The sequence below is a fragment of the Roseateles sp. P5_E4 genome, assembly GCF_054049255.1.
The window spans coordinates 539,475-552,945 of record NZ_JBFUMS010000002.1; the positions used below are offsets into that span (position 1 = coordinate 539,475).

Consider the following 13,471-nt stretch of genomic DNA (forward strand, 5'->3'; position numbering starts at 1 on the left):
ACTGGGAGTTTAGGCAGGTCGGCCCGGCGATGCTTGACAAGTTGTTCGCAAAATGTGGCGGGTCGTCGCGGTCCCGGCAGGTCAGGCGGGTGCAATCTCCACGGCGATGCCGCTCAGCACTGCATTGCCGCTCAAAGGGTCCCGTGCCGCGTCGTCCAGCAGCTCGTTCATGTTGACGCCCGGCCGCTCGCGCGCCACGCCGAGCTGCACGCCGTCCAGGTCATGCCCCCAGCCATGCGGCAGGCTGACCACGCCGGGGCTCATGTCGGCGCTGCGCTCGACGCGCGCGATCAGCTCACCGACCGCGCTTTTGATCCGGGCAAACTCGGCCAGGCCCAGGCGATCCGCGTCACCCGGGTTGACCAGCAGCGTGCAGCGGTCCGGCCCCTTGGCCAGCACCGGCAGGTTGTGCATCCAGCTGTTGCCCGAGCGCGTGTCGCGCCGGCCGATGAGGCTGAACTCGGGCGCGGCCTCGGTCTTCACTTCTGCCAGGTCGGCCAGCACCGAGGGCGGCGCGAGCTCGATCCTGCCGCTGGGCGTGCGCAGGACCTCGGGAATGCGGGCGGTGAGCGCACCGAGGTCGATGCCACCGCCTTCGACGGTGCTTGCCGCTTTGACCTTGGCGAGGTTGATGCCGTCGGGCTTGCGGCCGAACTGGTCGCCATAGGGGCCGACGCGCAGCTGCAGGTCGATCAAGCGCTCGGGGCCGCGCCAGGGTCGCAGCGCGGCGAGGATGGCCGGTGTGTTGTCACCGGCAAAGCGCTTCACGTCGGCCTCGATGGCGTCGTCGTCGAGCTGGGCCACGTCGACTTCCAGGCCGCGGCCTTCGAGCAGGGCACACAGGCGCAGGATGGTCTGCCACTCCTGCGGCGTGCCGGCCGGCGCGTCGAACACCGGGCCGGAGAAGCGCGCATGGTTGCGATGGCTGAGCTGTGGGAAGGCGACGTCGAAGTGCAGGTCCTCCAGCGGCGACAGGCCGGGCAGGATGACGTCGGCATGGCGGCTGGTCTCGTTGACGTAGATGTCCAGGCTGAGCATGAAGTCCAGCTTCTCCAGCGCTTTGGCGATGCGCGGGCCGCCGGGGGCCGACAGCACCGGATTGCTCGCGATGCTGATCAGCGCCTTGATCTGGCCCTCGCCGGCGATCTCCATCTCTTCGGCCATGACGGTGATCGGCAGCTCGCCGAAGACCTCAGGCGCGCCGGACACGCGGCTATGGCGCCGGCCGGTCGTGATGCCCTTGCCACTGCCGGGCTTGCCCTGGGTATTGGACGCGAAGGCGGCAGCCTTGGCGAACATCGCACCGCCTTCGCGGTCGAGATTGCCGGTCAGCGCATTGATGAGGTCGACCAGCCAGGAGTTGACCGTGCCGAAGCGCGTCGTGCAGGTGCCGATGCGGCCATAGACGGCGGCGCGCGGCGCGCTGGCGATCTCGCGGGCGATGCGACGCTGGACCTCGGCCGGGATGCCGCAGCCGGCGGCAGTGACCTCGGGTGCGAAGGGCAGCAGGGCGGCGCGTACTTCGTCCAGACCGTTGATGTGATCGGCCAGCCGACCGAGCTTCAACAGGCCCTCGTCGAACAGCGTGTGGGCGATGCCGGCCAGCAGCAGCGCATCGCCGCCGGGCCGGATGGCCAGATGCTCGTCGGCCGCCGCGGCCGTCTCGCTGCGGCGCGGGTCGACGACGACGATGCGGCCGCCGCGCGCGCGCATGGCCTTGGCCTTGCCGCGGTAGTCCGGCACCGTCCACAGGCTGCCGTTGCTGATCATCGGGTTGCCGCCGAGGATGAGCAGGTAGTCGCAGCGCTCGATGTCGGGCAGGGGAATGGACAGCCAGTGGCCGAACATCAGGCCGGCGCTGAGCTGCTTGGGCATCTGGTCCAGCGTCGATGCGCTGAAGGCATTGCGGGTGCCCAGTGCCCGCACCAGGCGCGGCGTGTAGGCCAGCAGGCTGACCTTGTGCGCGGCCGGGTTGCCGATGGTCAGGGCCACCGAATCCGGGCCGTGCTCACGCCAGATCGGCAGCAGGCGTTTTTCGATCTCGGCAAAGGCCTCGTCCCAGCTCGCCGGCACAAACTTGCCGTCGCGCTTGATCAGCGGCGTGCGCAGGCGGTCGGGGTCCTCGTGCAGGTCCTTCAGGCTCACGCCCTTGGGGCAGAGATAGCCGTGACTGAAGACGTCGTTGTCGGCGCCGCGGATGCTGATGACCTTGGCACCTTCGGTTTTCACTTCCAGCCCGCAGCAGGCCTCGCACAGCGGGCAGATGCGGTAATGGCTTTCGGACATGGCACGTCTCCTGATCGATCTTTCGAACGATTGTGCGACGCCGAGCTTGAGGCCCGCGTCAACCGGGCGACATGACCCGAGAGGTCATTGACCTCGCTTCATGATGCCGGCCAGACGATCTTGCGCCCGTCACTGCACCGCAGCGTGTAGACGCCGGCATCGACCCCGGCCCGCAGTTCCCGGATGTCCGGGTGCCCGCATGATCGCGGGGTGTCTATGGCGGTGACGCCGACCCAGACGTCACGGCCGCTGGCCTTGGCGACGTACAGGCATTGGTCGGCCAGCGCCACGGTGTCGTTCCAGTCTGCCGGCGCGGCGCCCTGGGCATCCGGTTGCAGGGGGTGGCAGGCGTAGCCGATGGAGCAGGTCTTGCGCAGCACCTGGCCGTCGTCCAGCACGAAGTTGTGGGCGGCGATGCTGGCGCGCAGCCGCTCGGCCAGCACGTGGATCTCGCCAGCGTTGGCCTGGCGGGCGAAGACGAGGAACTCCTCGCCACCCCAGCGCACGAGGGTGTCGGACTCGCGCAGCTGTCGTTGCAGCACGGCGGCGCATTGCCTGAGCACCGCGTCGCCGGCCGCGTGCCCGTGCACGTCGTTGACGGCCTTGAAGTGGTCGATGTCGATCATCATGAAGACGATGTCGGTGTTGGCCGGCCCGACGCCAGCGCCAGCGTTGGCACGCAGGCGCCGTGCTCGCGCCATGTCCTCCTGCACGTTGCTCACCAGGTGGCGGCGGTTGCGCAGGCCGGTCAGGGGGTCCGAGAACGCCATGTCGCGCATCGCCTGGTAGGCCCGCTTGACGTGATGGCGGCTGACGGCCGCGACGATGGCCGCCACCAGCCCGGCCACGGCGGCCAGCGCCAGCAGCCAGTGGAAGCGTTGCTGATACTGCTGCTCATGCTCCAGCGCTTGGATCTGACGCTGGCGCTTGTCGGCCTCATAGGCTGCCTGCGCCTGGGCGATGCGCTTGTGGTCGGCCGCCTTGCGCACATCGTCGCTCAGGCGCTTGAACTGCATCGCCGCCTCGTAGGCCTGCGGGTAGTCGTGGGCGAAGGCCAGCTCCTCGGCCAGCAGGCCCTGGACGTCAGCGGCGTTGGCGGCCATGCCGGGTGTCGCGGTGAAGGCGGCGATGGCCTTGCGTATCCAATCGAGGCCGCCGGGCCGCCCCAGCCGGTTCAGGGCAATGCCCTTGTTGACCCAGCAGATCCAAAGTGACTCCTTGTCGCCGCTGCGCTCCACGAGGGGCATGGCTTCCTCGGCATAGCTCAGCGCGGCGCGGTAGTCCTTCTTCTGCAGGGCGACGTCGGCCAGGTTGGTCGCTGCGACGGCGAGGTTGTAGTTCCTCAATTCGTCCCGCGCGGTGGCCCGGGCCTTGAGCAGCGCTTCGTGCTGTTCGTCGGGGCGCCCGAGCAGGCCGAGAAAATAACCCTTGCGCAGGTAGTAGCTGGACAGGGCGGAGCGATCCCCTGCGGCCTCAGAGACGTCGATGGCCCGTTGCACCGTGCGCAACGCTTCGTCGACGCGACCGGAACGCGAATGCACGAGGGCCATGTAAGTCAGCGCCTGCGCGAACTCGTAGACGGCGTCGGGGCGCTCATCGAGGATGCGCAAGGCCTGTGTCAGCAGTTCCGTGGCCTCGGGCAGCCGGCCGACGCCAAACGTGGCGATGCCGGCAAGCCGCCAGATGTCCGCCGCGATCAGTCGCGCGTCGGCATTCGCTGCGTCCCTCGCCAGCGCTGGCAGCTGGGGCGCGATGCTCTGGTAGCGCTTGAGCACGTCGTCGTGGCGGTGCGCATCCACCAGCGCCATCATCTCCAACCGGTCGAAATGCAGCCGTTCCTGCTCGTCGCGAGCTTCCCGCCGGCCGATGCCGGCCTGGGCGACGGCCTCCTCCGTCCGGTCCAGGCGGTCCAGGTCGCGCACCAGGCGCGTACGCAGCCAGCGGCGATCCTCGGGCGCCAACCCGGCTGCTGCGAGCGCCTGTTGGGCCAGTTCGATCGAAGCGGCAGGCCGCCGGCGGTCGTCCGAGGCGATCCTGGCCTTCAGCTCGGCGATGTCCAGGGCGGGCGCCCGGGCGCCGGGAGCGGAGGCCGCACTTGTCGCCGCAGCCGCCTGAGCCTGGCCGGCGACCGGCGTGCCGAAGGCTGCGCATCCGGCCAACAGGGCGGCCGCCAGCCGCGCAGCGGGTCGCATGGCAGTCCTTCCGATGCGAGACCGGTCCGTTCGAATATTTCTTTGCGCCATAGTCGGCGAATGCGCGCCCTCGATGCCGGGGCAGCTCCGCTGGCCAAGTCTATGGTGGTCTCCGCTGCCGCGCACCGCTGCCGTTGCCTTTGGAAAAACGGATGCGTGCAGCTTTCCTCGCTCGGGGTGCTCCTGAGCTACCAGTTGCCGATGCTCGGGTTCACATAGCTGAACTCGTTGGGCACGCCGGTATCGAAGTTGGTGTACGAGAAGGACATGCTCATCTCCAGTGACGACACCTGGTGCCACCACCCCAGCGGCAGGAAGAGGGTGTCGCCGGGCTCCAGCACCGTCTCCAGCACGACGGCCTCGCGCAGCCGTGGGTAGCGGGCGTAGTCGGGGGCGTCGAGGTCGATGGGGCTGTAGACGCCCATGCGGTTGTAGAGCAGCGGCGTCTGCAGCGGCGACACGAAGCGCCAGCGCTTGCGGCCGACGACCTGGGTGTGGAAGAGCATCAGCGTGTCGTGATGCAGCGGCGTGCGCGTGCCCGCCGGGCCGAACCAGAAGGACGCGGCCGTATGCAGCAGGGCCGGGTCGCAGATGGGCGGCATGCGGCCGATGTCCTGCAGCAGTGGCATGAACTCGGGCCGGCGCAGCATCTCGTCGTTGGCCGTCAGGTAGTGGTCGTTGGTGGCGCCGCCGCTGACGACCAGGTCGGCGAACTCTGACACCTTCATGCGCTGGCGCAGCTTTTCCTTGTTCTGCTCGAACAGCGTGTCGGTGTTGCGGCCCACCTGCACGTCGACCTCCAGATGGCCGAAGCGCTTGCTCAGGTCGGCCGGCGACCAGCGCTTCATGGCCGGCCAGTCCTCGGCGATGTCCGTCAGCACGACGGGCCGGCAGCCGTAGACATAGCGCTGCAGGAATTCGTCGCGCCCGACGCCGCGGCGCTTCTCGACGACGGCGTAGTTGGGGTCTTGCTGCCAGACCTTCTGCAGATTGCCGCAGACCGACTCCAGCTTGCGCAGCATCTGCTGGTGGCGGCGCGCGGCCTGGAAGACCGGGTCCTGGTCGATCTGGCCTATGGCGGCGGCGGCCGTCTCGGTGTCCTGGCCGGCCGTGACCATGGTGTCCAGCATGGAGTTGGGCGCGCAGTCCCAGAGCCGGTTGTCGGCCAGCCATTGCAGCCAGTCGGGCGTCAGGTCGAGCAGGGCTGCCGGCCGGGGCCGGGGCGGAGGCTTGATCGGAGAAAGCGTCATGGCGGCAAGGGTGGAAGCGGGCCAGCGAGCGGCATTGTGGGCCTGCTGCAACTGGTATTGCCGGGCGGAAGTTAGGGGCCCGCCCTGCCTTCACGACGGGGACCACCTCTGGCGGCCGGCTGGTACGCGGCAGCTGTCGCGATCATGGCTTCAACCAGCGCTGCAGTTGATCCAGCACGGCGGCGTCAGTCTGCAGGCCCAGATGGCCCAGACCGGTGAAGAGGGCGGTGTCGGTGAAGGCGAGGCGGCGCGCCGGTGAGCGGTGCTGGCCCAGCGCACTGGCCACAGGCACCAGGCCGTCGCCGAGCCAGCGAGCGGGTGAGCCGCTGGCGGACTTGGACGTGGTGGCTGCCACGGCGTAGCAGGCCACGCCCTCGGGCAGCGGCAAGGCACTGGCCTTGCCGGCATCCGCTTCAAGCAGGCTGGCATGGCGCAGGTCACGGATGCCGGCACTGCGCCGCGCGGCCAGCAGGGACAGTGGGCGCGAGTAGGCGCTGATGTTGAGCAGTTGCTGCACCTGCTGGCCGCCGCGTTCCAGCGGCGCGCCCTGGTGCGGCGTGCCGAGCGTGACGAAGGCTTGTAGCCGCTTGGGCCAGCGCCGCCGCCCGGCCTGGGCAATGGCGCTGCGTGCCACCAGGCCGCCCATGCTGTGGCCGAGCAGCGTCAGCGGGCCGGGCACGTCGTCCATCAGCTTGGCCAGTTCGGCGCCGTTGCGCCAGATCGGTCGGCCGCTGTTGTAGCGCAGGCCCAGCGGCTGGTAGCCGAGTGCCGCGAGCGCAGCGGGGAAGTCGGCACCGTCACGCCGCCACTGCGCCTCATTCATGCACAGGCCGTGCAGCATGATGAGGGCCGGTCCGGTCGCACCGTCCACCAGCGGGCGCAGGTTCATCGTCGTGGCCAGCGGGTTGAGGGTGTCTTCGAGGTAGTCGCCCAGTACGCCGTTCAATGCGGCCTGCGCGGCGTTCGCGTGGTCGGCTTTGGCCTGGCCGAGCAACGGTGTCAGTGCGCCCAGCGCCAGGTCCAGGCCGCCGCCTACCAATTGGGTCACGCCGCGTACGCTGCGGTAGACCAGGCCGGTGATGCCGGTGGTGCGGTCGCGTTGCTTGGTCAGCGGCAGCCGGGCGATCTCGGCGTGCATGGCCTCGACGAGGTTGGTGACGCCGGTGGTGGCATCGACGGCGAGGCGGCTGGCGCCGCGGAGCTGCTGGGGGCTGGGCATGGGGGCATCATGCCGGTGTTGTGTTTGTATGCTTTGGCCTGTTTGTGCGTTTGCACGGTGCATTGCCGGGAGTCCGTCCCGGCGGCCGGGTAACTTTCTTCTGCGGCGCCAGAAGAAAGTCACCAAAGAAGAGGCGCTGAACCGCACACGAGCACCACACCGCCAAGATCGGCGCGCGAAAACTCTCACTTCCATTTCGGGCAGACGCGACCCGCTGCGCTCTCGCTGCTGTCCCTATGACGAGCATCAAGGATCGCCCCTTCACGCCGGTTAACGCCGGCTGCACGCCGGGCTCACCAGGGAATACCGCGTCGCTGGAGCGACGCCACAGCGGTTACGTGGGGGCGTTGGAGTTCACTGCGTCACCCGACCTACGCAGGACGGATGAGTTGTCCCCGCCGTCGCGTCGCCCGAGCGACGCTGTATTTGGGTTTCTGATGAGCCCGGCGTGCAGCCGCGCGTTAAGCGGCCCGCCGGTGCGATGCATGGTACTGGTGATAGGGACAGCAGCGAGAGCGCAGCGGCTCGCATCTGCCCACTCACCGACCGGCTGTTGCACGGCGCAGCTCGTGCATGTGGTGCTGGTGTGCGGTTCAGGGCCTCTTCTTTGGTGACTTTCTTCTGGCCCCGTGTACAGACCGGAGACATGGGTAACACCCGTGCCAGGACATGGGTAACACCTTCTCAAGTGTCCAACGTCGGCTCGCGCAGGTCGAACTGCGTGAACCGCTGATGGCAGAAGTACACGTCATGCAGGCCATCGCACTCCAGGCTCGGGCGGATGCCGATGGGCAGTCCCTGCAGTGCGCTGGACACGTGCAGCTTGCGCCGCTGGAAGTGGAAGAAGCCGTTCCAGCCGACGGTGACCACGCAATCCGTGTCGGGGTACTCGATGGGGCGCAGCACCTCGTTGTAGCCGACGGCGCTGGGCCGGTAGCGCTGCATGGGCGCTTGCAAGCCCAGTGCCTCGTGCGGMCGCTSGCAGTTGTAGCTCGGGCGCCAGGCRTCGAACGCGCRCTGCACRGCMKCGAWGTCYGTGAAGTGCCGCCCGGCCAGCACCTCCACGTCCAGCGTGCGRTGGAACCGCTCCAGYTTGCCGTTGGTCTGCGGATGGTGMGGRGCGCTGAAGCTCACYYGCACGCCCTGGCGGATCAGCCAGACCGCCAACTCGCTGAGGCTGTGCCCGCTGGCCTTAGGCGTGCCCCAGGGCGAGCCGTTGTCGGCGTTGATGCGCAGCGGCAGCCCGTAGCGCTGGAACGCCTGGATGAGTTGATCGCGCACAGCGGGCGTGTCGGTGCGCGTCAGCGCGTGCAGGCAAAGGTTGAAGCGCGAGTGGTCGTCCAGCAGCGTGAGCGCATGGCAACGCCCGGCCAGCGTGGGGAAGTGGCCCTTGAAGTCGATCTGCCACAGACAGTTCGGAGCTTCGTGCTCGAAGCGCTGCCAGGGCCGGGCGGTGTCGCTGGCCGCGGGACTGATCAGGTCGTGCCGATGCAGGATGCGCGTGACGGTGCTGGGCGCCACGCAAGCCTGGCCAAGGGCCGCCAGGCGCCGGGCGATCTTGCGGCCGCCCCAGGCGGGGTGCTCGCGACGAACGGCCAGCACGGCCTGCTCGATGGCATCGCCACTGCGGGCGGGGCTGCTCAGCGGGCGACGGCTGCGGTCATGCAGCACCTGGACATCGCCCTGAGCGAGTTCAAAGCGGCCGAGCCACTTGTAGCCGGTCTTGGGGCTGATGCCGAACCGGCGACACAGCGCACGCACGTTGGCGCCGTCCTGGCGGGCCAGGTGCACGAATTCTTCACGCAGGGACACGGTGCTCTTCTCCGTCCAGACCATGGGCTTCTTCCGGGGCTTCGAAACCCCGAAAGCGTTACCCATGTCCTGGCACACCCGTTACCTATGTCCCCGGTCTATACAGCCCCGCAGAAGAAAGTTACCCGGCCGCCGGGACGGACTCCCGGCAATGCATCGAGCAGACGCGCTCTCCGCAAAAGCAACCCAACCCACCCTCACATCTGCCGAAACAGATGCGCACAGCTCTCCGCCACCAACAGCATCTCCGCTCCATGCTTCAACTTGATCTGCATCCTTCCCCGAAAGTCCCGGCTGACCGTGGCAATCGAGTTCACATTGACCAGCGTCGAGCGGTGGATCTGCCAGAACTGCTGCGGGTCGAGCTCGTCGATGAGCTCCTTCAGCGGCTTGCGGATCAAGGCCTCGCCGTCCTTCAGCCCCAGCCGCGTGTACTTGTTGTCGCTCTGGAAGAACATGACCTCGTCGACCGTGATGAGGCGCAGCGTCTGGCCCACCGAGGCGTTGATCCAGCGAAGCGGCGCGCGCGCGGCAGACGGTGTGGCGGCGGGGCGAGCGACAAGCTCGTCGAGCACGCCACCGAGCTGGGCCGGTGCCTGGCCCAGCCGCGCCTTCAACCGCGAGATGGCCGTGAACAGGCGCGCGCCGGCCAGCGGCTTGAGCAGGTAGTCCACCGCGCCCTGGTCGAAGGCGGCGATGGCGTACTGGTCATAGGCCGTCACGAAGACGACATGGGCACGGCCATTGACCTGGCGGGCCACGTCGATGCCGGTGGCGCCGGGCATCTCGATGTCGAGGAAGAGGATGTCGGGCTGGTGACGGTCCAGCAGGCGCAGTGCTTCCAGCCCATCGGCCGCTTCGCCGACGATGCTGAGTTCGGGCCAGAGCTTGCCGAGCTGCTCGACGAGTTCGCCACGCAGCGCGGCTTCGTCCTCAGCAACGACGGCGGTGGGGGCAAACAGGCTCATGCAGAAAGTTCTAAGGTGAATTCGGTGCGGCCATTGCCACTCGTGCAGACAAGTTTCGCGCCAAGCACCGCCAGGCGCTCGCGCAGCGACGCGAGGTCGGCGTCATCGCTGCACAGGCCCTCCTGGTCGAAGCCCAGCGTGATGCTGCCATTGACGCTGAGCCAGCAGCGGCTTGGGTGACCCAGCCGCACCGCACGCTGGACCAGGGGCAGCAGCAGCATCGGTGGCAGCTGGGTCGCGCCGCGCGGGCCGAGTTCGCAGTCGAAGGCGGGCGGGTCGCCGTTGAGATCGCGCAGAAGGTCAAGGTAGCTGGCGATCAACTCGGCCTCGCTGCCCAGCGTGGCGCCGGCATCGCGAAGCCGCGGCAGGGCCACGCGCAGATGGCGGATCAACCGCTCCAGCCGCGCGCTGGCGGTCGGGTCCTCGCGGCCATAGGCCTGCTCGACGGAGACGAGGGCGTCGAACAGCAAGGCCGGGTCGACCTGGGCCTGCAGGGCGGCCAGGCGCGAGGCCAGCGCGTGGCGGCGCAGCTGGCTGTGCTCACGCAGCAGGTCCTGCGCGGCCTGGTCCTGGCGCCGGCGCAGCGTGCGGAACTCCAGCACGCCGACGATCATCAGTGCCGGCATGAAGACCCACAGCGTGTCGCCGATGACGGCGTTGACGCGGAACATCGTGCACTTCATCTTGCCGTGGGTCTGGGCATAGATGTCGCACAGCGACGGCCAGGGCAGGGCGGCTGCCAGCGGGTAGATGACGGCCATGGCCAGCACGGAGCCCAGCAAGGTGGCTGCCACGAGGCGCTGGCGGCGCGCCGGGTGGATGGGGCTGCTGCGCGCGGCCGGCAGCCAGCACAGCAGCAGCACGGCGCAGCTGACCAGGGGCAGGCTGAGCTGGCGGGCCAGCACCTGGGGCAGTTGGTCGCCGACACGCAGTTCCAGCAGCGAGGTCAGGTCGATGGCGCCGAACAGCAGGGCCGCGCTGACGAAGACCAGGGCCTCGTTCAGGCTCAGGGAGCGCCAGGACTGCAGCACATGACGCAATGCATTCATACCAGAGCTTCTGCCGGCAGATGAACGCGGGCCACGACGCCGCGCGGCTGGACGGCTTCCAGAGCCAGCGTGGCCATGTCGCCAAAACGCGCGGCAAGCCGTGCGCGCGTGTTGGCCAGGCCGACGCCGGCGCCGCCGCTGGCCGTGCCGAAGCCCTGGCCGTTGTCGGCCACCTCGACGGTCAGGCCGCCATCGGCCGCGTGTGCAGCGCGGATCTCGATGCGCCCGCCTTCGGGCAGCGGCGACAGGCCGTGCTTGATGGCGTTCTCCACCAGCGTCGGCAGCACCAGCGTCGGCAGGCGGGCCGTCAGCAATTCGGCTGGTGCGCTGATGTCAAAGGACAGGCGCTCGCCCATGCGCATCTGCAGGATGGCGAGGTAATGGCGCACCAGCTCCAGCTCTTCGGCCAGCGTGGACTCATGCCGGCGCATGCCGGGCAGGGCAGCGCGCAGGTAGGCGATCAGGGCCACCAGCATGTTGCGGCCGCGCTCGGGCTGGGTCTCGTACAGGCGCTTGACGTTGGCCAACGTGTTGAACAGGAAGTGGGGCTCGATCTGGGCATTCAGCGCCGACAGCTGGGCCTCGGTCTGCTGCGTCTTGAGCGCCTCGCGCTCGCGGAACAGCCGGGTCAGCTCGTCGCGGCCCTGGCGCTGGGCGCGGCTGACGAGCAGCAGCGCATAGGCGATACCGCCGAGCAGGGCCCACAGCAAGACGGTGGACATCACCCAGGCGGGCTTGACCTTGTTGCCGGGGTCGCCCATCGACGAGACTGCATAGCGCAGCCAGGTGCCGAGGGCAGCGCCGAAACCGACGGCGCCGGCCTGCACCGTCAGCGCGGCAGGCAGCTTCCAGTGCCGGCCGGCCAGCAGTGCTTCGGCCAGGGCCACCATCAGCAGCAGGGAGATGCCGGTCAGCAGGCATTGGCGGCTGAAACGGATCAGGTCGAAGAGGGCGTCGTCCAGGCCACCGTCTCCTTCGCCGAACCAGGTCAGCGCGCGCGAAATGGCGTAGAACAGGCAGAAGTAGTAGACGCCCGCCAGCATGCGCAGATTGCAGACGCGGCGAAAGGCTTGCAGCGGGCTGAGGTCCTCCATTCGGGCGATTCTCGGTGGGCCATCGCCGCCCGGTGTGGGATGCGACGAACTGCCCTCAGGGGCTGCCGGCCGCGGCAATCAGCGCCTTGAGTTCCCGCTCCGATGCCGATGGATCGCCGAGGTTCACTTCGATGAGGCGGCGCAGATGGGTGATGGACTCGATGTCGATGCTGCGGCACAGCACGCCGGCATGGCTGCCCTCGACATGGGCCAGCTCGCCCGCCATCGAGATGACGATGTCTCCCGGGGCGCCGGCGCCGAGGGGGAGCTTGACGAGGCAGGGCATGCCGACCTGCGGCGGGTGACCGGCCGGCAGTTGCAGCAGCACGCCCTTGAGGGAAATATCCAGCACCTGGCAGCGCAGGTGTTCCTGGGTCGTGATCAGCTCGGCGCCCGAGGCGAAGGCGACGCGGGTGAATTGGCGGCGTTCGGTGCTGATGATGGTCTCCCTGATCGGGCGAGCCCGGGCGAATGGGTTCGGCCGATCCTAGATGAAAGGTTCCAGCGCGGCACTGCTGCTGAAGACGGTGCTGTGCTCCACCGCCTGCTGCAGCCGCTCCGGCGCCAGCGAGGCCAGGCCCATGGCTTCCAGCATGAACCAGGCGGCGCGCAGCAGGGCGACGATTTCGTCGCGGGTGCCGTCGATTTCGACCGGGGAGTCATCCCAGCCGCGCTCCTGCTGGGCCTGGCGTGGCGCGACCACGGCGGGCCGGTGCGCCCGCGCGATGCGGGCCAGCAGCTCGCGGGTGTCGACCGTTGCGCTGGGGGCATCAATGAGCCTGACCAGATCACCGAGCTGCTGCTCGGCCGCGGCGGCCAGCAGCCGGGCGGCCTGGTCGGCCCCGCCCGCCAGATAGAGGCCGGCGGCGAGGTCGGCGTATTCGAGGGCGGCGGACAGCCGCTGGAGGTCGGGGTTGGACGACATGATCGTCGAGTCTAGGTTGTGTGAAGGGGCAACGGGCGGCCAAACTTCACGCTGTTTTGTTTATGCTGGCCCCTCCAATGAGGGCCTCAAGGAGAGCTGCCGTGATCGATCGTCGCCAGCATCTGCAACACCTCGCCGCCCTGGCATCTGCTGCGGCTGTGCCTGCTTTTGCCGCGGATGACAAGGACGGCACCTATGACGAGGAGTCCGTCCTCAAGGCTGCCACCGATTTCTTCGGCCAGACGACGGAGGGCCTGGCCAAGGTCGTCGAGAAAGCCTTCAAGGAGCAGGGGCGGCCCAATGCCTACATCAAGGGCGAGGAAGCCGCCGCCGCCATCACCGTGGGCCTGCGCTATGGCGATGGCGAGTTGCTGATGAAGGGCGGCGGCGCGTCCAGGGTCTACTGGGCCGGCCCGTCCATCGGTTTCGACCTGGGCGCCAATGCGTCCAAGGTCTTCACGCTGGTCTACAAGCTGCCCAAGGCCAGCGCGATCTACCAGCGCTTTCCCGGTGTGGACGGCAGCCTTTACTACATCGGCGGCGCCGGCATCAATTACCAGCGCCTGAATGGCATCACGCTGGCGCCCATCCGCCTGGGCGTGGGCCTGCGCGCCGGGGCCAGCGTCGGCTACATCCACTACCGCCGCGAGAAGAGCATCAACCCGTTCTGAGCGGC

General features: G+C 68.6%; 11 protein-coding genes. 1 reads left to right on the forward strand and 10 read right to left on the reverse strand.

The genetic code is table 11. The features are described 5' to 3' along the window. Positions 1-81: 81 nt before the first annotated feature. The 10 genes from ACXJLH_RS05190 to ACXJLH_RS05235 form a co-directional block, all read right to left on the reverse strand. Positions 82-2,286: a molybdopterin-dependent oxidoreductase gene (locus ACXJLH_RS05190; RefSeq protein ID WP_457442761.1), complete on the reverse strand. Its 2,205-nt coding sequence runs from the start codon at positions 2,284-2,286 to the stop codon at positions 82-84. 98 nt (positions 2,287-2,384) lie between these two features. Continuing rightward, complete coding sequence (locus ACXJLH_RS05195) at positions 2,385-4,478, reverse strand: diguanylate cyclase (protein WP_457442763.1); 2,094 nt, start codon at positions 4,476-4,478, stop codon at positions 2,385-2,387. 188 nt (positions 4,479-4,666) lie between these two features. Next, entirely contained in the window at positions 4,667-5,728 is a 1,062-nt protein-coding gene (locus ACXJLH_RS05200) for a cupin-like domain-containing protein (RefSeq protein WP_457442765.1), read from the reverse strand. 142 nt (positions 5,729-5,870) lie between these two features. Beyond that, positions 5,871-6,947 (reverse strand): lipase family alpha/beta hydrolase, encoded by a 1,077-nt coding sequence (locus tag ACXJLH_RS05205; protein ID WP_457442767.1) that lies wholly within the window; start codon positions 6,945-6,947, stop codon positions 5,871-5,873. 684 nt (positions 6,948-7,631) lie between these two features. Further along, entirely contained in the window at positions 7,632-8,783 is a 1,152-nt protein-coding gene (locus tag ACXJLH_RS05210; protein ID WP_457442769.1) for an IS481 family transposase, read from the reverse strand. A 173-nt stretch (positions 8,784-8,956) separates the two neighbouring features. Further along, positions 8,957-9,727: a LytR/AlgR family response regulator transcription factor gene (locus tag ACXJLH_RS05215; protein ID WP_056202566.1), complete on the reverse strand. Its 771-nt coding sequence runs from the start codon at positions 9,725-9,727 to the stop codon at positions 8,957-8,959. Then, entirely contained in the window at positions 9,724-10,776 is a 1,053-nt protein-coding gene (locus ACXJLH_RS05220) for a sensor histidine kinase (protein ID WP_457325244.1), read from the reverse strand. Before ACXJLH_RS05220 ends, ACXJLH_RS05215 begins: the two co-directional genes overlap by 4 nt. Beyond that, positions 10,773-11,870 carry a sensor histidine kinase gene (locus ACXJLH_RS05225; protein WP_457442770.1) on the reverse strand — a complete coding sequence of 366 codons (1,098 nt, stop codon included), beginning with the start codon at positions 11,868-11,870 and terminating at the stop codon, positions 10,773-10,775. The genes ACXJLH_RS05220 and ACXJLH_RS05225 overlap by 4 nt, the downstream gene beginning before the upstream one ends. Before the next feature lie 55 nt (positions 11,871-11,925). Further along, positions 11,926-12,324: a PilZ domain-containing protein gene (locus ACXJLH_RS05230; RefSeq protein ID WP_327082894.1), complete on the reverse strand. Its 399-nt coding sequence runs from the start codon at positions 12,322-12,324 to the stop codon at positions 11,926-11,928. A 33-nt stretch (positions 12,325-12,357) separates the two neighbouring features. Continuing rightward, positions 12,358-12,795 carry a hypothetical protein gene (locus ACXJLH_RS05235; RefSeq protein WP_056202576.1) on the reverse strand — a complete coding sequence of 146 codons (438 nt, stop codon included), beginning with the start codon at positions 12,793-12,795 and terminating at the stop codon, positions 12,358-12,360. A 101-nt stretch (positions 12,796-12,896) separates the two neighbouring features. On the opposite strand from ACXJLH_RS05235, the gene ACXJLH_RS05240 reads away from it, so the two are divergent. Next, a complete protein-coding gene (locus ACXJLH_RS05240; protein ID WP_457442772.1) occupies positions 12,897-13,466 on the forward strand; it encodes a DUF1134 domain-containing protein in 570 nt (189 codons plus the stop codon). Positions 13,467-13,471 lie beyond the last annotated feature (5 nt).